We start from the raw sequence: 19087 nt of genomic DNA on the forward strand, positions 1-19087 counted from the left end.
CACCCGGGGTGAGTGTGCCCCTGATGGAACGTCATGGTAGTGAAAGCTCACAGCTGTTGGAGCAACCGGCCGATCAGGTCACGGCTCCGCGCCGGCGACAGGCTGTCGGCGCCCATCCGCTCCATGACCCGCTCGTACTGCGCCACTTCGTCACGCTTGTCGAGATAGAGCGCTCCGGTGAGCTGCTCCAGGTAGACCACGTCCGGAAGGTCGGATTCAGGGAAGCGGAGCATGGTGAACGCCCCGCTCTCGCCCGCGTGGCCACCGAAGGCGAAGGGCATCACCTGCAGAATCACATTCGAGTGCTCGGAGAGGGAGACGAGGTGCTCGAGCTGTCCGCGCATCACCTCACCGCCTCCGTAGGGGCGGTGGAGCGCGGCCTCGTCCAGCACCACGTGGAATTCCGGCGCGTGCTCGGAGACCAGCAGTTTCTGCCGCTCCATGCGCAGCGCGACGCGTCTTTCGACCTCCGCATCGCAGGCCTGCGGCTGGCCCCGGGTGACGACGGCGTGCGCATACCCCTCGGTCTGCAGCAGACCGTGGATGAACTGCACCTCGTAGCAGGCGATTCGGGAGGCGGCACCCTCCAGTCCCACGTACGTCTGGAACCAGCCGGGCAGGACATCGCCGTAGCTGTGCCACCAGCCGGCGACGTTGGCCTCGCGGGCGAGGCCGAGCAGCGCGGCGCGCTCCGCCTCGTCGGTCACGCCGTAGAGCGTGAGCAGGTCCTCGATGTCGCGCGCCTTGAAGCTCACCCTGCCCAACTCCATGCGGCTGATCTTGGATTCGGATGCACGGATCGAATAGCCGGCCGCCTCGCGGGTGATGCCGCGAGACTCGCGCAGTCGCCTGAGCTGGGAGCCCAGGAGAATACGGCGCACCACCGATCCGCTCGACTCGCTTGCGGTCATTTCCGTGACCCTCCCTGTACGGAACGCACCCTTCCGGGGGCGCGGCCCCCCGTGGCCCCTGGCGGGGCAGTCTGCCACTTCCGGGCTTCGCGCTGTGCACAACTCGTTACTCAAGTGGGATACGTACGCAAGTGTGCGTAGGAAGAATCATGTGCGAACCGCGGCAGGATCGTTCAAAACGGCCCGTGCACGTGCATCTGCCCTTGCATCTGCTCTGGGCATTCGGAACGATGGGCGTCGCGCACGTGCACGCTCGTACGAGGTCCAGCCAGGATCCTCACGGCAACGAATGCAGGAGTGCTCGCATGGGGACCAACGGATCGACCATGCTGGAGCCCTTGTGGAGGGGGCTCCCGCCAGTCGGCCCCTCCGCCGTCTCCGGATCCGCCTCCTGCGCACTGCCCGCCCGCTTCGAAGCGGTCAAAGGGGCCCGCCGGTTCACCGGCCGGACGCTCGACGAATGGGAGCTGTCGGAGCTTTTCGACGATGTCGCCCTGGTCGTCTCCGAACTGGTCACCAACGCCCTCCGGCACGCGCTGCCGCCCACCGGGGCGGAGCCGGCGGGCGGGGTGTCCGGCCAGTCCGGGCCCGGCGCCGCCCGGGAACCCGACACCCAGGTCAGGCTCCATCTGATGCGCTGGGCCACCCGCCTGGTGTGTGCCGTACGGGACCCCAGCGAGGCGAGCCCGGTCGCCGGCGAGGCGGACTTCTCCCAGGAGTCGGGGCGCGGGCTCTACCTGGTGGAGTCCTTCAGCGACAGCTGGGGGTGGCATCCCCTCGCCGGCACCCTGCGCGGCAAGGTGGTCTGGGCGCAGTTCCGGATGCCCCGCGACTGACCGCCGAGTCCCGGCACCCGGTCCGCGGCTTCCGGCATCCGGGTCCGTGCCCGCTCGGCATCCGGGTCCCTGGCCGCTCGGTGCGGAGTACTGCCGTCCGGCCCCCGGGTCTCTCCGGCGGCCACCCGCCGGGCGGCCGGCCGGCCACCGCCGTCGGCGCGGTGGCGGCGACGGCCGGTGCGGCCCCGGCGGTGGCGGTCCGCCCCCGACGGCGACGGGCGGGGGCCCAGGCGGCCCCGGCCTGCGGGCGCGGCGGCGATGGATTCGGCCCGGCGGGGCCCAGGCGGGCCGGCCTGCGGACGGGACGGCGATGGCGGCCCGGGCGGGGGCCCGGGCGCGGGCGGACCTCAGTCCAGCACGAGGTGGTCGAACTCCCCGTCCTTGACGCCCATCAGCAGTGCGGCGATCTCCGCCGGGGTGTAGATGAGCGCCGGCCCGTCGGGGAAGCGGGAATTCCGCACGGCCACTCCGCCGTCCGGAAGTTTCGCGAATTCCACACACGAGCCCTGCGAGTTGCTGTGCCGGCTCTTCTGCCAGACGACGTCATGGAGGTCCGTTGCCGCCATACCGTTGTACAGGTGGTCGTGCACAGGGCTCTCCGAGGTTCATGCAGCTGTCAACTGCCCCGGATCATAACCCCGTTCATGTGCGGCTGCTTGAGCGGATGCACGTGCACACCGTGTATCCGGATGATCACCGCGAACCGTACGGCAACAGTGCCATCTCCCGGGCATTCTTGATCGCACGCGCAATCTGCCGCTGCTGCTGGACGGTGACGCGCGTGACTCGCCGACTGCGGATCTTCCCCCGGTCCGAGATGAACTTACGGAGCAGATCCGTGTCCTTGTAGTCGATATAGGTGACGCCCGCGACGTCCAAAGGGTTCGGCCGGGGCTTGAGGTTTTTGCGGGATGCACCGTTCCGGGGCATGGAATTCCCTTTCTTGCGTACGTTGACGGTCACATGGCGGGCGTAACTCCCGTCACACCTGGCTGGTCACCGGCGTGTACGGGCGGCTTCCGCGGGTGGAACTCCCGGCGGTGCGGCGCCCGGTTCCCGACGGCGGACGGGAAGCGGAGGAATCGGCTCAGGACACCGGGTCGAGCAGTTCGTCGAAGGCGTGCGGCAGTCCGCGCCACGCGTCCGGCCCGGCGGCGTACTCGGCGTCGGTCAGCAGGCAGGACTCCAGCAGCGCCAGCAGACCCTCCCGGTCCAGGCCGGGTGAGGTGAAGGTGAAGTGCTGGGTGCGGTCGCCGTGTTCGGCGTCCCAGTCCAGCGCGGCCGCCACCCGGCGCATCGGGGGCACCATCTCCCAGGCCGCGTCGGGCAGTGCGGCGAGCCAGGGCCCGGCGCTCTCCACGCACAGCGCGCCTCCCGCCGCGTCCCAGGACAGCAGGGTGTCCGGCCGGTCGGCGAGCCAGAACCGGCCGCGGCTGCGGGCCGCGGCACAGGTGAGGTCCTCCAGCGCCGCGTAGAGCCGGCCCGGGTGGAACGGCCGCACCCGGTGCCAGACCACCGTGGTGACGCCTTCGTCGTCCGCCGCCTGCGGCAGCAGCGCGCAGGCCGGGTGGAGGCGGGCCGCCGCCGCCTCGACGTCGAAGCCGGTCACCGCCGCGGCGGCCAGTTCGTCGGATTCGACCGCGATCCGGCGCGCGGTCGGGTGCAGCTGGACCAGCAGCGCCAGGTCCGCCGGGTCGGCCGGAGGCGTGCCGGCGCCGTCCAGGACCGGGTCCGGAGCGGTCCGCTCCGGAACGCCCGGGTCGGCGCCCGGTGCCTCGTCGGCCGGGTGGCCGTCGACCAGGACCAGCACCGGCGGGTACTCCAGTTGCCGGGCGAAGGTGTCGGCCACCGTGCGCTGGTCGCTCGCGGCGGCGGCCAGGCCGGCCTCGGCGAGGTCGTCGCCGCAGCTCAGGTAGGGCAGGACGAGGGCCGGGTCGACGGCGGTGAGCACCGCGCTCAACCGCAGTGCGTCGCCGCCGTACGCGGCCACCACCTCGGCCATGGCCTGCGGTTCGACGGAGTCCCACAGTTCCACGACGGCGAGCCGGCAGTCGTCGGAGGACGCCAGCCGGGTCAGCTCGGGCACCAGGTCCTCGCGCAGTGCGCAGCAGGCGCAGTCGTTGACCAGCGGGGTCTCGCCCTCGTCGAGGACGGACCGGCCGTCCCGGACGGTCCGTCGCACGGTTCCCGCGGCGGCGGAGGCGAGGTCGTGGTGGAGCGCGACACTGCCGGGCACGGTGGCCAGCAGCCGGTCGACCACCGCCCGGCGGGCGTCGCCGTGCAGCCCGGCGACCACGGCGACCGGCAGCGGGGCGGCGGCGGTCACCGGTCGGCCTGCCGTCCGCCGGCCCGGCCGTAGCGGCGCTCGAAGCGCTCGACCCGTCCGGCGGTGTCCAGCACGCGTGCGGTGCCGGTGTAGAAGGGATGGCTGGCCGAGGAGATCTCGACGTCGATGACGGGGTAGGTGTTGCCGTCCTCCCACTCGATCGTCTTGTCGCTGGTGGCGGTGGAACGGGTGAGGAAGGCGTAGTCGGCGGCGCGGTCGCGGAAGACGACCGGTCCGTACGCGGGGTGGATGCCGGGCTTCATGACGGGCTCCTTCAGCGCTCTTCCCGGAAGGGGACGTGGCGTCCGGCGACCGGGTCGTACTTGCGCAGCTCCATGCGGTCCGGATCGTTCCGGCGGTTCTTGCGGGTGACGTAGGTGTAGCCGGTGCCGGCGGTGGACCTCAGTTTGATCACTGGGCGTAGTTCGTTGCGGGCCATACGGGCTACTATACAGAAATGGTTTCCATTTTCATTAGGCCCCCGAGGAGGACCTGACCTTGTCCGCCCACTGCCAGCTGACCGGCCGCAAGCCCGGCTTCGGCAACGCGATCTCGCACTCCCACCGGCGTACTCCGCGCCGGTTCGACCCGAACGTCCAGCGGAAGCGCTACTGGCTGCCGAGCGAGGGCCGGTACGTCCGGCTCACCCTCAGCACCAAGGGCATCAAGACCGTGGACACCATCGGCATCGAGGCCGCGGTCTCCCGGATCCGCGCCCGCGGGGAGAAGGTCTGATGGCGAAGAAGAGCAAGATCGCGAAGAACGAGAAGCGGCGCGCCGTGGCCGCCCGGTACGCCGCCCGCCGCGCGGAGCTGAAGGAGCTGATCCGCAACCCCGCCACCGCCGAGGAGCAGCGGACCGCCGCCCGGCGCGAACTGGGCCGCCAGCCCAGGGACGCCAGCGCCACCCGGATCCGCAACCGCGACAGCGTGGACGGCCGCCCGCGCGGCTACTTCCGCGCGTTCGGACTCTCCCGGGTGAACCTGCGCGGTCAGGCGCACGCGGGCTTCCTGCCGGGGGTACGCAAGTCCAGCTGGTAGCCGCCGCACCACGGCGGTGCACCGGAACGGGCCGCGGGGCGTCCGGGGGGACGTCCCGCGGCCCGTGGCCCGTGGCCATGCGGCCCGAAGGGGACACCACGGCCAGCGGCCATGCGGCACGAAGCCGACACCACGGCCGGTTGCCAGGGGCGCGAAGCCGACACCGCGGGCCCGTGGCCATGCGGCGCGGAAGGGGACACCACGGCCGGTGGCCGGGGGCGCGAAGGTGACGCCACGGCTCGCGGCCTGGCGGCACAAGAGCCTGGCGGCACAAGAGAGGACACCACGGCCCGCGGCCATGCCGTCGTCCGCAGGGGACACCGCGGCCGGGCGGCGGGTCGCCCGCCGCTCCCCGCAGGGGGCCGCCCGGTCAGCTGCCGGCCGGGTGCGTCCGCTCCGCCGGACCGGCGGGCCGCGCCGGCGCCGGCAGGTCCGCGGGCCGGGGCCGGGCCGGGTGCTCGTGCGCGCGGCCGTCGTCGGCACCGTGGATGTCCCAGGCCGGGAAGGGGTCCTCGCCGGGTGCCTCGCCGCCCGCGAGCAGGCAGGCGTCCAGCGCGGCGCGCAGCGCGGCCGCCGCCAGGCCGGTGCCGATGAAGACGAGTTCCTGGCCCTGTTCCCGGGCCCGCTCCTCGCCCCCCTCGTCCGGGGCGTATCCCTCGCCCCCCTCGTCCCGTACCGCCCCGCCGGCCCGCGCGAGGGTGTCGAGCGCCGCCGGACCGGAGAGCTCCGGGTGCGTCCCGGACGGCTCGAACCGCGCCACCGCCCCGGCCTGCGACCACAGCCCGGTGACACGCGGTCGGGAGCCGAGCCGGAAGAAGCCCTTGGAACGCAGGATCGTGCCGTACGCCCCGCTGTCCAGCCCGCGGGTGACGAACTCCCACAGCCTGCCCGGGTGGAAGGGGCGGTCGGCGCGGTAGACGGTGGAGGAGATGCCGTACTCCTCGGTCTCGGGCACATGGTCGCCGTTGAGCTCCCGCACCCAGCCCGGGGCCTGCTGGGCCCGCTCCAGGTCGAAGCTGCCGGTGCCGAGGATGTCGGCCGGGGCGACCCGGCCGTGGCGCGCGGTGACGACGCGGGCGACCGGGTTGAGCCGGGTGAGGACCGCCCGCAGTCGCTCGGCCTCCGCCTCGTCGACCAGGTCCGTCTTGTTGACCACGATGACGTCCGCGAACTCCACCTGGTCCATCAGCAGGTCGCTGACCGTCCGCTCGTCGTCCTCGTACTGGTCCAGGCCGCGCTCGGCGAGTTCGTCCCCGCTGTCCAGTTCCCGGCCGAAGTCGGCGGCGTCCACCACGGTGACCATGGTGTCGAGCCGGGCCACGTCGCCGAGCGTCGCGCCGTCGTCGCGCGGAAAGGCGAACGTCGCGGCGACCGGCATCGGTTCGGAGATCCCGCTGGACTCGATGAGCAGGTAGTCGAAGCGGCCCTCGCGGGCGAGCCGGTCGACCTCCTCCAGCAGATCGTCGCGGAGGGTGCAGCAGATGCACCCGTTGGTCATCTCGACGAGCCGTTCCTCGGTCCGGGACAGGGCCGCTCCGCCTTCGCGCACCAGCGCGGCGTCGATGTTGACCTCGCTCATGTCGTTGACGATGACCGCCACCCGCAGCCCGTCCCGGTTCGCCAGGACGTGGTTGAGCAGGGTCGTCTTGCCCGCGCCGAGGAATCCCGAGAGCACGGTCACCGGCAGCCGGGGCGTGCCGGCCGGGGCCTGGCGGGCCGTGGTCCGCTCAGCCATCGGGGCGGAGCAGACCGCGCTCGTAGGCGCGGACCAGCCGCTGCGGCACCCGCAGTTCCCGGCCGTCGACGGTGATGGTCACCAGCGCGGCCGGGGCGGCCTTCCACTGGGCCCGGCGGTGGCGGGTGTTGCTGCGGGACATCTTGCGCTTGGGGACTGCCATGGGGGCCTCTCGGAAACCGGATCGATGGACCGCCCAGGCTATATGAAAATGGATTCCATTTCCATGGGTGGGTTGCCGACGCCGCCGCGACACCGCGCCGGCCGCTGCCCGCGCAGGTCAGGGCCCGTTGTCAGACCCTGCTGCCAGACTTCGTTCATGAGGTGGGCGCTGGCAGAGACGGACGACGGGGGTGTTCGTCTCTGCCCGCTCGACTCCTCCGGGCGGGCCGCCGGACCGGTCGTGACGGACGCGGGCGGCCTCGCGTCGGCCATCCGGTCCCGCCCGGGGGTTGATCGCTGGGTCTGGCGGTCCACGGCCGCGGTCTACCCTCGGCTGCTCGCCGCCGGCCTGCGGGTGGAACGGTGCTACGACGTGGAGGCCGCGGAGAACCTGCTGCTCGGCCACGAAGGGCGGTCGGGCCACCCGCGATCGCTGGCCGCCGCGTGGGCCCGGCTGCACGGCCTGCCGGTGCCCGAGGACCCGCCCCAGGCGGCGGCCGGGCGGGGCCCGCACCGGGCCGCGGACAGCCAGCCGTCGCTGTTCGAGACCGAGGGGTCGCCGCTGCCCGCGGGCACCGATCCCCTGGAGGCCCTGCTCGCGGTCTACGCCGGACAGTTGGCCCGCGCCGGGGAGGCCGAGCACCCGGGCCGCATGCGGCTGCTCATCGCCGCCGAGTCCGCGGGCATGCTGGTGGCCGCCGAGATGCGGCGGGCGGGCCTGCCCTGGCGCGCCGACGTGCACCGGGAGTTGCTGGACGAACTGCTCGGCGAGCGCTATCCGGGCGGGCTGGAACCGCAGCGGCTGGCGGAACTGGCGGACGAGGTGTCGCGCGCCTTCGCGGGCTCCCCGGGGGCGCCCGCCGGGGGCACCGGCCGGACCGGCACCGGGACGGCCGGCCTCGCCCGGGTCAGGCCCGACCTGCCCGCCGAGGTGATCCGGGCCTTCGCCCGGGACGGCATCGCGCTGTCCTCCACCCGAGCCTGGGAGTTGCGGCGCATCGACCACCCGGCCGTCGAGCCGCTGCTGCGCTACAAGAAGCTGTACCGGCTGCACACCGCGCACGGCTGGGCATGGCTCCAGACCTGGGTGCGGGACGGCCGGTTCCGGCCCGAGTACCTCCCCGGGGGCACCGTCTCCGGACGCTGGACCACCAACGGCGGCGGCGCCCTGCAGATCCCCAAGGTGGTGCGACGGGCGGTGGTCGCCGACCCCGGCTGGCGGCTGGTGGTGGCCGACGCCGACCAGATGGAGCCGCGGGTGCTCGCCGCGATCTCCCGCGACCCCGGGCTCATGGACGTCGCCGGCAGCGAGCACGACCTGTACGCGTCGCTGTCCGACCGGGCCTTCGCCGGCGACCGCGAGCAGGCGAAACTCGCGCTGCTGGGGGCGGTCTACGGGCAGACCTCGGGGGACGGCCTGAAGCACCTGGCCGCACTGCGCCGCCGATTCCCGGCCGCGGTCGCCTACGTGGACGAGGCGGCCCGGGCCGGCGAGGAGGGGCGGCTGGTCCGCACCTGGCTCGGCCGCACCTGCCCGCCGGCCGGCACCTCGGACGATCCGTACGACGAGGCGGGGCTGCCGCCGACGGAGGACGAGGCCCCGGCCTACGGCAGCAGCGCCGGCGCCCGCGCCCGGGGCCGGTTCACCAGGAACTTCGTCGTGCAGGGCAGCGGCGCCGACTGGGCGCTGATCGTGCTCGCCACACTGCGGCAGGCACTCGCCCCGCTCCGCGCCGAGCTGGTCTTCTTCCAGCACGACGAGGTGATCGTGCACTGTCCGGAGGAGGAGGTGCCGCAGGTCCGCGAGGCCATCCGGGCCTCGGGCGACCGGGCCGGGCGCATCGCGTTCGGCGACACACCGGTGCGGTTCCCGTTCACCCTCGCGGCGGTGGACAGCTACGCCGACGCCAAGGGCTGACCGCCGGAACCGGCGGCGGAGGCACCGCAGCGGCCGAGGCCGCACAGCGACGGAACACCGGCACCGCGCGGCACGGGGCGGACACACCGCGGGACACCCGGCACAGCCGGCTCCGGCGGCCCCGGCTGCTCCGGCGACTCCGGCCGACGGACGCTGACGCCCAGTCGGAAACGCTGGGCTCACCGGGTATTCGGATTTTCTGACGGTCACTCACTCGCGCGGTGCAGCCTAGTACGCGGGACGGCCCCGGTCCGCGCACGATGGTTCCAGGGCCGCCGGGCGGGCGGCCCCCGACACCGCCCACCGGGAGTTACATGCCATGTCCCTCAGCCTGGAGCAACTTCGCCGCTGTTCAGTCGCCGTCGACCTCGGTGCCGCGCGAACCCGCGTCTACCTCAAGGGCACCGGTCTCATCGTCGACGAACCCAGCGTCTGCGCCGTCAACCTGCGGACCGGCGGTCTGATCGCGGTCGGCACCCCCGCCGAGAACATGGCGGGCCGCACCCCCGGCCACATCGCGGTCGTCCGTCCCATCTCCGGCGGCGCGGTGGTCGACATCACCATGGCGCAGCGGATGCTGCGGCAGTTCGTCGGAGAGAAGGTGCGCCGGGCCTGGCGGCGCAAACCGCTGCTGCGGGCCGCGGCGTGCACCCCGTTCGACGCCCACCCGCTCGCCCAGACGGCAGCCGTGGAGACCCTCACCGGGCTCGGCGCCCGGCGGGTGGAGCTGGTCGACACCCTGGTCGCCGCCGCCGTCGGCTGCGGCCTGCCGGTGGAGCAGCCGGAGGCCACCATGATCGTGGTGTGCGGCGCCACCACGACGCAGGTCGCGGTGCTGTCGCTGGGTGCCCTGGTCGCCGCCGAGAGTGTGCCGGTGGGCGGCGACGCGATCGACCGCGCGGTGGTGCAGCACCTGCGCAGCCGGCACGAGGTGATGCTGGCCGGCCATTCGGTCCGCCCCCTCCACCTGGTGCTGAGCGGCCCGGAAGCGGCGGACGGCGCCGAGGTGCACGGCCGCGACGTGGTCACCGGACGGGCCCGTTCGGTGCGGGTGGACGCGGACGGCGTCCGGGACGCCACTCACGTCCCCATGACGGCGGTGATCGACACCATCGGCGCGGTGCTGCGGCGCTGTCCGCCCGACCTGGTGGCCGACCTCGGCGACCGGGGCATCATGCTGGCGGGCGGCAGCGCCCGGCTGCCCGGCCTGGACGGGATGATCGCGCAGGCCACCGGGATGCCGGTGCAGGTGGCGGACCACCCGGACATCTGCGCGGTGGAGGGCCTGGGCGCCATGCTGGAGGGGAAGGTGCGGCCGCTGCCCGTCGGCCCGTCGGCCGCCTGAAGGTCGTGCTGGGCGGAGCCGTCGGCCCCCCGCTCGGGAACTTCATCGCCCCTCGTCACAGTTGACTCGGTGCACCCTCGACACCAAGGAGACGGCACATGGCTCTGTGGGACCGGCTGAAGGATTCCGCCCAGACGATGCAGACCCAGCTCCACGCGAAGAAGAACGAGCTGAAGAGTGGCGCGTTCCGGGACGCGAGCATGGCGATGTGCGCGCTGGTGGCGGCCGCCGACGGGCAGATAGACCCGGCCGAGCGGCAGCGTGTCGCGTCGCTGATCGCCACCAACGACGTCCTGCAGAACTTCCACGCGGACGACCTCCAGCGCCGGTTCGACGAGTACCTGCAGAAGCTGACCACCGACTTCGCGTTCGGCAAGGTCAGCGTCCTGCAGGCGATCGGCAAGGTGCAGAAGAAGCCGACCGAGGCGCGGGCGGTGATCCAGATCGGCATCGTGATCGGCGGCGCCGACGGCGACTTCGACAAGACCGAGCAGGCCATCGTGCGGGAGGCGTGCTTCGCGGTGGGCATCGACCCGGCCGAGTTCGACCTGTGACCGGGCCGGGCCGGGCGGCCCGGCGGCCGGGTGCGCCACGTCGTGCGGCGCACCCCGCCACCGGGCACGCCCGGGGCCCGGTGCCGCTCAGCGCAGCTTCCGCCACTCCGCGCTGAGCGCCAGCTCCTTCAGCTCGTCGATCGGCACGACCGGCTCCGCCCGGGTGGCGCTGCGCCGGTATCCGGCGGCGTTCAGCTCGTTGACCACGACCCGCAGCCCGTCCGGCCGCATGGTGTCCACCTCCCAGGCCACCGTGCCGCTGCCGCCCTTCTCGGCGGGGCCCCGGTCCACCACGACCAGGGTGCCGTCCGGCAGCTTGGTCGCCTTGCGGTACAGCTCCTCCGGGATGTCCTTCCCCCAGCGCTGCACGTTGACCTCAACCAGACCGGCGCCCTTGCCGTCGTCCGCGGTCACATGGGCGTACCCGGTGTCAGTGGCGCTCTGCCCGTCCGTGATGCGCAGCCCCTCGGGGAGCAGCCGCCTGAGCGTCTTGCGGATCGCCCCGGCGGACGGGTCCCGGCGAGCGGTCTGCTCGGCACCCGCCGCGGCACGCGGCCCCCGGTCGTCCTCGATGGCGTCCGCCACCCGCTGCCAGACCTCGTCCCGGGCCAGGGTCCGCAGCTGGTCGGCGGAGAGCGGCGGGTCGGTGCGGGTGACGTCGGCGCCCTTCTCGGCCGGGGCGTTCCACTCCGAGACGAGCACCTGGTAGCCGGCCGGCGTGGCGAGCGTGGCCTGCCACAGCTTGGTGTCCGCCCGGCGGTCCGGGTACTCGTAGCCCTGCGTCAGCATGAACACGCTGCCGTCGTCCAGGCGCTTCAGGGTGCACCGGAGGTCCGGTACATGGGCGGCGTCCGGGCAGGACAGCGCCTCGTCCTCGCGGCTCACCGACAGCGCGACGGCCGCCGCGCCCTTCCCGTCGTCGAGCACCACCTTGGCGTACGGCGCCCCGAGGCCGCCCTTGTCCGCCTCGGTGCCGCGCCCTTCCCGGCCGCTGATCGTGCCCTTGGGCAGCCGCGCCGCGAGCAGGTCGACCATCTCCTGCTCGGACAGGGGTGCGGCGGCCGGCCGCTTGGTGCCGTCGGCGGTACTCGAACGGGCGGCGGGGCCGGCGACCTGGTCACCGCCGGGGGACAGGGCGCCCGACAGGACGAACCCGCCGACGCCCACCAGGGTCATGGCCAGGGCGCCGCCGATCGCGGCGGTGCGGCGGCGGCGGAGCGTGCGGCCGCGGGCGAGTCCCCGGTCGACCAGTTGGCGCCCGTCGGCGCGGAAGGAGTCCGAGGTGCGGCGCAGGGCGTCGCCGAGTTCTTCTTCGATGGGCATGGGAAAACCACCGTTCCGTCGGTGTGGGGCGCCGCGACGGGGCGCGGCGCCGGGGGCGGGGCCGCGTTACGGCGCGGCGACGTGGGCGGGACCGCGGCGAGCGCGGTGCGGCGGCCGGCGATGCCGGCCCGGGGCGGCCGGTGGCTGCGTGGTGACCGGGTGGGCGGCCGGCCGGTGGCTGCGTGGTGACCGGGTGGATGGCGGCCGGTGCCGGACGGCGGGGCCTGCGGGCACCGGGGACGGATCAGCGCGCCACCAGCTCGGCGAGGCTGCCGCCTAGCAGTTCCCGCAGCTTCGCCAGCGCTCGCGTCGAACGGCTGCGGACCGCACCGGAACTGGCGCGCATGGCCGCCGCCGTCTCCTCGATGCTGCGGTCCTCCCAGTAACGGAGCACCAGCACCGCCCGGTCCTTGGGGGGCAGCCTGCCGAGGGCGTCGAGGAGCGTGATCCGCAGCGTGGCGTCCCCCTCCGCCGAGACCGGGGCGGTGGACGCGTCGGGCAGCTCCCCGGTCGGCGACTCCCGGCTGCTGCGCCGCCGCTGGTGCGTCAGAAAGGTGCGCACCAGCACGGTCTGGGCGTAGGCCGCCGGATTCTCGATCTTGGAGATACGCCGCCACGTGACGTACATCCGGCCCAGCGTCTCCTGGACCAGGTCCTCCGCGAGGTGGGTGTCACCGCTGGTCAACAGGCATGCGGAGCGGAAGAGATGCCCGGACCGCCCAGCGGCGAACTCCAGGTACTCGTCCGTCAGAGCCTTCTTCACCGCTCCCCTTCCACCTGCGCGCCGTCGCTTACACCTCATTGACGTGCCGGGCGCGGGGGAATGTTGCAGATGATTTTCCCGGGCCGGGCCGGGCGGGGCGGGCCGAGCGGGGCCGGGCCGAGCGGGGTGGAGGGGAGTGGGGTGGAGTGGGGTGGGGGCGTGCTGAGGCGGGGCCGAGTGGGGCGGGCGCGGCGTGCGGCCGCCCCCGCTCAGCCCGGCAGGCCGGTGACACGCAGGGTGATGTTGAGGCGGCCACCGGAGAGGCCGGTGGCCGGGTCGGCGGTTCCGGGGTGGATCCTGGGCACCCCGTGGTACGCGAGCCGCGACGGCCCGCCGAACACGAAGAGGTCACCGGAGCGCAGCGCGACGTCGGTGTAGGGCCGTGCCCGGGTCTCGGTGTTCCCGAAACGGAAGACGCAGCTGTCGCCGATGCTCAGCGAGACCACCGGCGCCCGGGACCGCTCGTCCTTGTCCTGGTGCATGCCCATCCTGGCCTGGGCGTCGTAGAAGTTGATCAGCGCGGTGTCGGGTTGGTACGCCTCCCCGGCCGCCGGGTCCCGGTACGCGTCCGCCACCGCCCGGCGGCCCAGCCGGGCCAGCCACTCCGGGAAGGGCGCCACCCGGGCGCCGTTCACGTCCCCGGCGGTACGGGTGTACCGGTACGGCTGCCAGTGCCAGCCGACGCACACGGTACGGACCGACATGACGCCGCCGCGCGGCAGCCGGGTGTGGCGCATCGGGACGGGTCCGGTCGCCCATCGGCGGCAGGCCTCGACGAGCCGGCGCTGCTGGTCCATCGGCAGCCAGCCGGGGACATGGACCGCCCCGGGAGCCGGCTCCACGCGGCCGCCCGGACCACCGGCCACCGCACCGCCGGCACCCGGCCCGCCGGTCAGCGGCCCGCCGGTCTCCGGTCCATCGATCCCCGGCCCGACGTCATGCGCGCCGCCGGCATACGGCCCGCCGGCACCCGTGCCGCCGGCCTCCGGTCCGCCGAAGAGGGTGAGTGGCTCCTCGTCCATCGCCGGTCTCCTCTCCACTGGCCTCCGGTCCTCGCCTTCCAGGGTCCCCGCCCCGCGGCCGTCCGGTCACCCCGCCGGGCCTCGCCGGGCGCCCGCGGCGGACCTCCCGCGCCGCGGGCCCCCGGTCAGGCCGCGTCATGGAAGACCAGGCCCAGCGTGTGCCGGGTCCCGGAGCGCACGACGCTGACCCCGTGCCGTACCGCCGAGGCCGACCAGCCGCGGGCGGAGGGCACCGGACGGTCCCGGGTGGTGAAGATCAGGCCGTGCCCCCGGCGCAGCACGGTCGCGGTGCCGCGGGACTGCGCCCGGACCCGCTGCTCGACCAGGAGGAACTCGCCACCGGTGTAGTCGGTGCCGGGTTCGTCGAGCCCGATGACGATCTGGAGCGGGAAGACCAGGTCCCCGTAGAGGTCGCGGTGGAGCGCGTTCCAGTCGTCCTTCCCGTAGCGCAGCAGGATGGGGGTGGGCCGGGTCTGCCCGGCCCGGTGGCACATCTCCAGCCACTCGTCCAGGGTGTCCGGCCAGGGCGCGGGGCGGCCCAGCCGGTGTGCCCAGTCACGGGCGATGGGGAGCAGGCGCGGGTAGCAGGCCCGGCGCAGCTCCTGGACCGGGTCCGGCAGCGGACGGGCGAAGTACCGGTACTGGCCGGCGCCGAACCGGTGCCGGGCCATGTCCACGGTGGAGCGGAAGCGCGCCGGGTCGGCGTAGAGCGCGGCGATGTCCCGGCACTCGTCGGCGGTGAGGAGCTGCGGGGTGAGCGCGCAGCCGTGGGTGTCGAGCTCGGCGGCGAGTGCGGGCCAGTCGGCGGCTTCGACCCGCTCGCCGAGGTGGGTCGGCCGGTGCGCGCTGGTGGTCATCTCTGCTCCGGTGAGGGTCGCCCGGTGGCCCGGCGCGCCGCGCCGCGGTGGGGCGGCGCGGGGCTGGCCCGGGACGGGACGGATCGGTGTCGGGGGCGCGGGGTGAGGTGGGGGTGGGGTGAGGGGTTCCGATGTGGTGCGGTGGCGGGCGGTGTGGTGCGGGGCGCGGCGGGGGGGTTCCGGAGTGGTGCGGGGCGGGACGGCGCGTTCCGGCAGGGGCGGGGCCGGGCGGCCGGCCCAGGACCGGTGGGTCAGGCCGCCGGGGCGGCGACGCCCTCGTGGACCAGCAGTAGCCGCTTGCGCTCCAGCCCGGCCGCGTAGCCGGCGAGTGTGCCGTTCGCACCGATCACCCGGTGACAGGGGCGGACCAGCAGCAGCGGGTTCGCGCCGATCGCGGTGCCGAGCGCGCGGACCGCCGCCGGGGACGCCCCGATCCGCTGGGCGACCTTGCCGTAGCTGGTGGTCGTGCCGTACGGGATCTCCTCCAGGGCCGCCCAGACCCGGCGCTGGAAGTCGGTCCCCCGGTCCGCGGTGAACTCGATGTCGAAGCGGGTCAGAGTGCCGTCGAAGTACGCCCGCAGCTGCCGGACGATCTCGGCGAAGGCGTCCGGGTCCTGCCGCCAGCCGTCCCGCACGGCCACTCCGCCCTTCTGCTCCGGCATGGAGAGCGAGGCGAGAGCCGTTCCGCCGGGTGCGGAGGCCGACGCCTCACCGACGAGCAGCAGCTCACCCAGCGGGCTGTCCAGCATCGTGTAAACCGTCATGATCCACTCTTTCCTTCCCGGCGGGCCACCGCGGCCTCCCGCGACCTGGCGTCCGCGCCGGGACGCTCGGCGGCCGGGCCGGCTCGCCGGCTCCGCTGTGCACTGTCCGGTTCCACTGTCCGGCCTCACACCCTTCGGTGCTGGCGGGATTCGGACATCACACCGCCGAGCGCCCGGGCTCCGCCCACCCCGGCCGCCGCGCCCGCCCCGGCCACCGGGGCCGCAGCGCCCGCCGGGGGCCGCCACGCACGCCGGGCACGCGGACCACCCGCCCCGGCGCCCGCCCGCCGCGCCGGACGGAGCCACGCCGGCCACCCCGGTCGGTCACCACATCGGCCACCCACCGAACACCCACCACCGCAGCCACCCGCCGCACGCCCACCACCACCGGCCACCCGGCCACCCGGCCACCCGGCCACCCGCAGGGTGCCACCTCGCCGGCCGCCCGCCGGACGGCCGCCCCACCGGCCGGTACCCGAAGGTCACACGCAGCCCGGTACCCGACGGTCACGCGCAGGCCGTGCCCGACGGCCCCTTGTCAGCCGGTGCCGAGTGGATACTCCAGCGCCAGTTCGGAGCCCGCGATGTCCTGCTCCGCCCAAACCACCTTCCCGCCCGCTATCCGGCACGACCCCCACCGGCGGCAGAGCGTGTTGACCAGCTGGAGCCCGCGGCCGCCCTCGTCGCTGACGGTGCTGTGCTGGATCTGCGGCAGGTCCGGCCCGTGGTCGGAGACCTCCACCACCAGCCGGTGCCTCCGCACCATCCGCAGGTGGCCGGGGCCATGGCCGTACCGCAGGGCGTTGCCGACGAGTTCGCTCACCACCAGCTCGGTCACATCGGCCACGTCCGTCAGCCGCCAGAGCGCCAGTTGCTCCCGGGCCAGCTGACGGGCCCGTCCGGCGGCCCGGCCGTCCTGCGGCAGCAGCCACTGCGCGACGTCCCGGTCCGGTTCGTCCGGCAGGCTCTGCGCCACCACCACCGCGGTCTCGTCGAACCGCTGCCGGGCCGGTGCGCTCGCCGCCGTCAGCCGCTCCGCGTCCAGTCCGTCCGCCGCCAGACCACCGGTGACGCCCAGCAGCCGCTGCAGACCCTGGTCCAGGTCGTCGCGGCGCGACTTGACCAGGCCGTCGGTGAACAACACCAGCCTGCTGCCGGGGGGCGCGGGCACCCGTACCGCGTCGTACGGGATGACGCCCGCCCCCACCGGCGCGCCGACCGGCACGTCCAGATAGCGCGCGGTGCCGTCCGCAGCCACCATCAGCGGGGGGACGTGCCCGGCCCTGGCCACCGTGTAGGAGCGGTCGACCGGGTCGTGGATGGCGCACAGGAACGTCGCGACCTGGTCCTCCTCCAGGTCCCGGGCGGCCAGGTCCAGCCGCGCCAGGACCCGGTCCGGTGCGATGTCCAGCTGCATCAGGGTGCGCGCCACGGCCCGCAGCCGTCCCATGGTGGCCGCCGCGGGCAGGCCGTGCGACATGACGTCGCCCACGATCAGCGCGGTCCGGCCGCCCGGCAGCGGCACCACGTCGAACCAGTCACCGCCCACTCCGCTGGGGTCGGCGGCCGGGGTGTAGCAGGTGGAGACGTCCAGCCGCACGGTGCGCGGCACGTTGCGCGGCAGCAGGGCCCGCTGCAGGTTCACCACGTGCTGCCGTTCGCGGCCGTAGAGGCGCGCGTTGTCGACGAAAACCGCGGCCCGGGAGGCGATCTGGACGGCCAGCGCCATGTCGGTGCGGGTGAACGGCGGACTGCCCGGCCCGCGTACGAAATCGGCCACCCCCAGCAGCACGCCGCGGGCCAGCAGCGGGACCGCCAGGTAACTGTGCACGCCCGCCCGGCGCAGTTGCTCGGCGGCGCTCGGGTTGGAGGAGACCAGGTGGTATTCGTTCGGCCGGATCCTGCCGACCATCCGGGGCTTCCGCCCCAGGATGACCTCCCGCGCCATCGCCGTCCCGTACTGGGTGATCTCGCCGATCGGGTCCGGCTCCAGCTGCTTCATCTCGTCGATCGCCGACAGCGCCATGGCCCTGAGTTCCGGCGCCACCGACCCGCCGCGCTCGCCCTCCTCGCCCCGCAGCACCGAGTCCAGCAGGTCCACCGCACAGCCGTCCGCGAAGCGCGGCACCATGAAGTCCGCGAACTCCTGGGCCGTCTGCTGAAGGTCCAGCGAGGTGCCGATGCTGCTGCTCGCCTCGTTCAGCCAGACCAGGGTCCGCAGGGCGGAGGGCACGGCCCCGGCCCGACGCTCAGCGATCCGCCCCCGGCGGACACGGGCCGGCGACACCACATGACGGCGCCTGCCGGCCGAACCATTGCCTCCCACGCACTCAGACCGCCTTTCCGCTCATGAGAGCCGACCCCACCAGTGTCTCTCCCGATGGCCGGATCCGCGCCGCAGCGGCAGCGCTCGCCGTGGGCGCGCGGACGGCGGAAAGTGGGAGAACGACATGCCGAGGATTATGCGCGCCGTGATGAACGACGAGGAACCACCAGGAACCGACCAGAAACGCGGCGCGGCCCGCATCGCCACCCGGCGGGTCGTCCCGACCGGCCGCGCGGGGCACCGGAGGAGCCGCGGCAGGCCGCCCGGCGAAACCTCCCGGAACCGCGGAAAACCGCTGGTCGGAGGAGAAATCCCCAAGATGACCCAAGGCATCGGGAAGTGAGCGATGGCGGACGGCACCAAGCTCATCGGCGGCACCCTCGCGGCGCTGCGCCACACGCTGGCGGAACTCGACGCGGGTGTCTGCGCAGTGGACGAGAACTGCGTCATCGTGGCGGTCAGCCCCCGGGCGGAGGACCTGCTGGCCCGGCCCGCCGCGGAGCTCGTCGGCGAGGACCCGCACGACCTGCTCCACCGGGCTCCCGACGGCGCGGTCACGCTGCGCTCGAAGTGCCGGCTGCTCCACGCGTTCCTGAGCCGCCGGACCGCACACGGTACGCGGGAGTGGTTCGCCCGCGGTGACGGCACCGTCGTACCGGTCGCCTGGCTGGCCGCCCCGTACCGGCTCGACGGCGGCGCGGTGGGGGCCGTGGTGCTGTTCCGCGAGAACGAACCCGCCGCGGTCCCGCCCCCGCCGGCCCCCGGCCCCGGGCCCGGGGCCCGGCCGGACCCCGGCCCCGGGCGCCGCGCCGTGCCGCCGCCGGCCGGGCCGGCGGCCCGGGCGCCGGGGCAGGTCGGTACCGACCTCGCCGACCGGCTGACGCTGGTCGCCGAGGTCACCGCCGTGGCCTCGGCACGCTGAGCCGCCACGCCGCGGCACTCGTCCGGCGGCCGCTGGACGACTTCTGCGACGAGCTGATCCGCCGGGTCCGCCCGGCCGAGAACGAAGACGACGTCGCCGTCCTGGCGCTGCGCACCCCCGACCAGGAAGCCACCTGAACCAGGCCCGCACGCGGAAGCGGCCCGGGCCAGGACCCCAGGCGGAAGCGGCCCGAACCAGGACCGGGGAAAGCGCGCCCCTGGCCAGCCCCGACGGGGAAGCGGACCCGAACCAGGCAACCAGCCCCCATGGGACAGCGTGCCTG

Annotated in this window: 21 protein-coding genes; 7 read left to right on the forward strand and 14 right to left on the reverse strand. The window is 74.2% G+C overall.

What is annotated here, in order from left to right; genetic code table 11:
• Nucleotides 1-47 precede the first annotated feature (47 nt).
• Nucleotides 48-911, reverse strand: coding sequence for a helix-turn-helix domain-containing protein (locus ACH4B3_RS19945; protein WP_398464345.1), 864 nt, complete (start codon nucleotides 909-911; stop codon nucleotides 48-50).
• A 305-nt stretch (nucleotides 912-1216) separates the two neighbouring features.
• Between ACH4B3_RS19945 and ACH4B3_RS19950 the strand changes: the two genes are divergently transcribed.
• Complete coding sequence (locus ACH4B3_RS19950) at nucleotides 1217-1747, forward strand: ATP-binding protein (RefSeq protein ID WP_398464347.1); 531 nt, start codon at nucleotides 1217-1219, stop codon at nucleotides 1745-1747.
• Between the two features lie 347 nt (nucleotides 1748-2094).
• Here ACH4B3_RS19950 and ACH4B3_RS19955 read toward each other — a convergent pair whose 3' ends face one another.
• The 5 genes from ACH4B3_RS19955 to rpmG form a co-directional block, all read right to left on the reverse strand.
• The gene (locus ACH4B3_RS19955) at nucleotides 2095-2313 is read right to left on the reverse strand and encodes a DUF397 domain-containing protein (protein ID WP_398464644.1); all 219 of its coding nucleotides are present in this window, start codon (nucleotides 2311-2313) and stop codon (nucleotides 2095-2097) included.
• Nucleotides 2314-2440: 127 nt separating this feature from the next.
• Nucleotides 2441-2677 (reverse strand): 30S ribosomal protein S18, encoded by a 237-nt coding sequence (gene rpsR / locus ACH4B3_RS19960; RefSeq protein WP_398464646.1) that lies wholly within the window; start codon nucleotides 2675-2677, stop codon nucleotides 2441-2443.
• A 157-nt stretch (nucleotides 2678-2834) separates the two neighbouring features.
• The gene (locus tag ACH4B3_RS19965; protein WP_398464349.1) at nucleotides 2835-4073 is read right to left on the reverse strand and encodes a GTP-binding protein; all 1239 of its coding nucleotides are present in this window, start codon (nucleotides 4071-4073) and stop codon (nucleotides 2835-2837) included.
• A complete protein-coding gene (locus ACH4B3_RS19970; RefSeq protein WP_398464351.1) occupies nucleotides 4070-4336 on the reverse strand; it encodes a type B 50S ribosomal protein L31 in 267 nt (88 codons plus the stop codon). Before ACH4B3_RS19970 ends, ACH4B3_RS19965 begins: the two co-directional genes overlap by 4 nt.
• An 11-nt stretch (nucleotides 4337-4347) precedes the next feature.
• Nucleotides 4348-4512, reverse strand: a complete 165-nt coding sequence (gene rpmG, locus ACH4B3_RS19975) for a 50S ribosomal protein L33 (RefSeq protein ID WP_398464353.1) — start codon at nucleotides 4510-4512, stop codon at nucleotides 4348-4350.
• 59 nt (nucleotides 4513-4571) lie between these two features.
• Between rpmG and rpmB the strand changes: the two genes are divergently transcribed.
• Both rpmB and rpsN read left to right on the forward strand, forming a co-directional pair.
• On the forward strand, nucleotides 4572-4808 hold the full coding sequence (gene rpmB / locus ACH4B3_RS19980; RefSeq protein ID WP_398464354.1) for a 50S ribosomal protein L28: 237 nt from the start codon (nucleotides 4572-4574) through the stop codon (nucleotides 4806-4808).
• A complete protein-coding gene (gene rpsN / locus ACH4B3_RS19985) occupies nucleotides 4808-5113 on the forward strand; it encodes a 30S ribosomal protein S14 (RefSeq protein WP_398464356.1) in 306 nt (101 codons plus the stop codon). The genes rpmB and rpsN overlap by 1 nt, the downstream gene beginning before the upstream one ends.
• 370 nt (nucleotides 5114-5483) lie before the next feature.
• On the opposite strand, the gene ACH4B3_RS19990 is transcribed toward rpsN, so the two are convergent.
• Together ACH4B3_RS19990 and rpmF are read right to left on the reverse strand one after the other, a co-directional pair.
• A complete protein-coding gene (locus ACH4B3_RS19990; RefSeq protein WP_398464358.1) occupies nucleotides 5484-6848 on the reverse strand; it encodes a GTP-binding protein in 1365 nt (454 codons plus the stop codon).
• A complete protein-coding gene (rpmF, locus tag ACH4B3_RS19995; RefSeq protein ID WP_398464360.1) occupies nucleotides 6841-7011 on the reverse strand; it encodes a 50S ribosomal protein L32 in 171 nt (56 codons plus the stop codon). The genes ACH4B3_RS19990 and rpmF overlap by 8 nt, the downstream gene beginning before the upstream one ends.
• Nucleotides 7012-7167: 156 nt before the next feature.
• Between rpmF and ACH4B3_RS20000 the strand changes: the two genes are divergently transcribed.
• The 3 genes from ACH4B3_RS20000 to ACH4B3_RS20010 all read left to right on the forward strand — a co-directional run bounded on the left by ACH4B3_RS20000 (nucleotide 7168) and on the right by ACH4B3_RS20010 (nucleotide 10827).
• The gene (locus ACH4B3_RS20000) at nucleotides 7168-8928 is read left to right on the forward strand and encodes a bifunctional 3'-5' exonuclease/DNA polymerase (RefSeq protein ID WP_398464362.1); all 1761 of its coding nucleotides are present in this window, start codon (nucleotides 7168-7170) and stop codon (nucleotides 8926-8928) included.
• 319 nt (nucleotides 8929-9247) lie between these two features.
• Nucleotides 9248-10273, forward strand: a complete 1026-nt coding sequence (locus ACH4B3_RS20005) for a rod shape-determining protein (protein ID WP_398464364.1) — start codon at nucleotides 9248-9250, stop codon at nucleotides 10271-10273.
• 98 nt (nucleotides 10274-10371) lie between these two features.
• On the forward strand, nucleotides 10372-10827 hold the full coding sequence (locus tag ACH4B3_RS20010; protein ID WP_398464366.1) for a tellurite resistance TerB family protein: 456 nt from the start codon (nucleotides 10372-10374) through the stop codon (nucleotides 10825-10827).
• Nucleotides 10828-10914: 87 nt separating this feature from the next.
• Here ACH4B3_RS20010 and ACH4B3_RS20015 read toward each other — a convergent pair whose 3' ends face one another.
• The 6 genes from ACH4B3_RS20015 to ACH4B3_RS20040 form a co-directional block, all read right to left on the reverse strand.
• Nucleotides 10915-12150 (reverse strand): hypothetical protein, encoded by a 1236-nt coding sequence (locus ACH4B3_RS20015; RefSeq protein ID WP_398464367.1) that lies wholly within the window; start codon nucleotides 12148-12150, stop codon nucleotides 10915-10917.
• 244 nt (nucleotides 12151-12394) lie between these two features.
• Nucleotides 12395-12913, reverse strand: coding sequence for a SigE family RNA polymerase sigma factor (locus tag ACH4B3_RS20020; RefSeq protein ID WP_398464369.1), 519 nt, complete (start codon nucleotides 12911-12913; stop codon nucleotides 12395-12397).
• A gap of 209 nt (nucleotides 12914-13122) precedes the next feature.
• Nucleotides 13123-13935: an alpha-ketoglutarate-dependent dioxygenase AlkB family protein gene (locus tag ACH4B3_RS20025; RefSeq protein ID WP_398464371.1), complete on the reverse strand. Its 813-nt coding sequence runs from the start codon at nucleotides 13933-13935 to the stop codon at nucleotides 13123-13125.
• Nucleotides 13936-14060: 125 nt separating this feature from the next.
• On the reverse strand, nucleotides 14061-14792 hold the full coding sequence (locus tag ACH4B3_RS20030) for a 2OG-Fe(II) oxygenase (protein ID WP_398464373.1): 732 nt from the start codon (nucleotides 14790-14792) through the stop codon (nucleotides 14061-14063).
• A 251-nt stretch (nucleotides 14793-15043) separates the two neighbouring features.
• Nucleotides 15044-15556 carry a methylated-DNA--[protein]-cysteine S-methyltransferase gene (locus ACH4B3_RS20035; RefSeq protein WP_398464375.1) on the reverse strand — a complete coding sequence of 171 codons (513 nt, stop codon included), beginning with the start codon at nucleotides 15554-15556 and terminating at the stop codon, nucleotides 15044-15046.
• A gap of 538 nt (nucleotides 15557-16094) precedes the next feature.
• A complete protein-coding gene (locus ACH4B3_RS20040; protein WP_398464377.1) occupies nucleotides 16095-17882 on the reverse strand; it encodes a SpoIIE family protein phosphatase in 1788 nt (595 codons plus the stop codon).
• A 346-nt stretch (nucleotides 17883-18228) separates the two neighbouring features.
• On the opposite strand from ACH4B3_RS20040, the gene ACH4B3_RS20045 reads away from it, so the two are divergent.
• Complete coding sequence (locus tag ACH4B3_RS20045; RefSeq protein ID WP_398464379.1) at nucleotides 18229-18804, forward strand: PAS domain-containing protein; 576 nt, start codon at nucleotides 18229-18231, stop codon at nucleotides 18802-18804.
• Nucleotides 18805-19087: the final 283 nt, after the last annotated feature.

This window comes from Streptomyces sp. NPDC018031, assembly GCF_044327625.1.
Classification (GTDB): Bacteria; Actinomycetota; Actinomycetes; order Streptomycetales; family Streptomycetaceae; genus Streptomyces.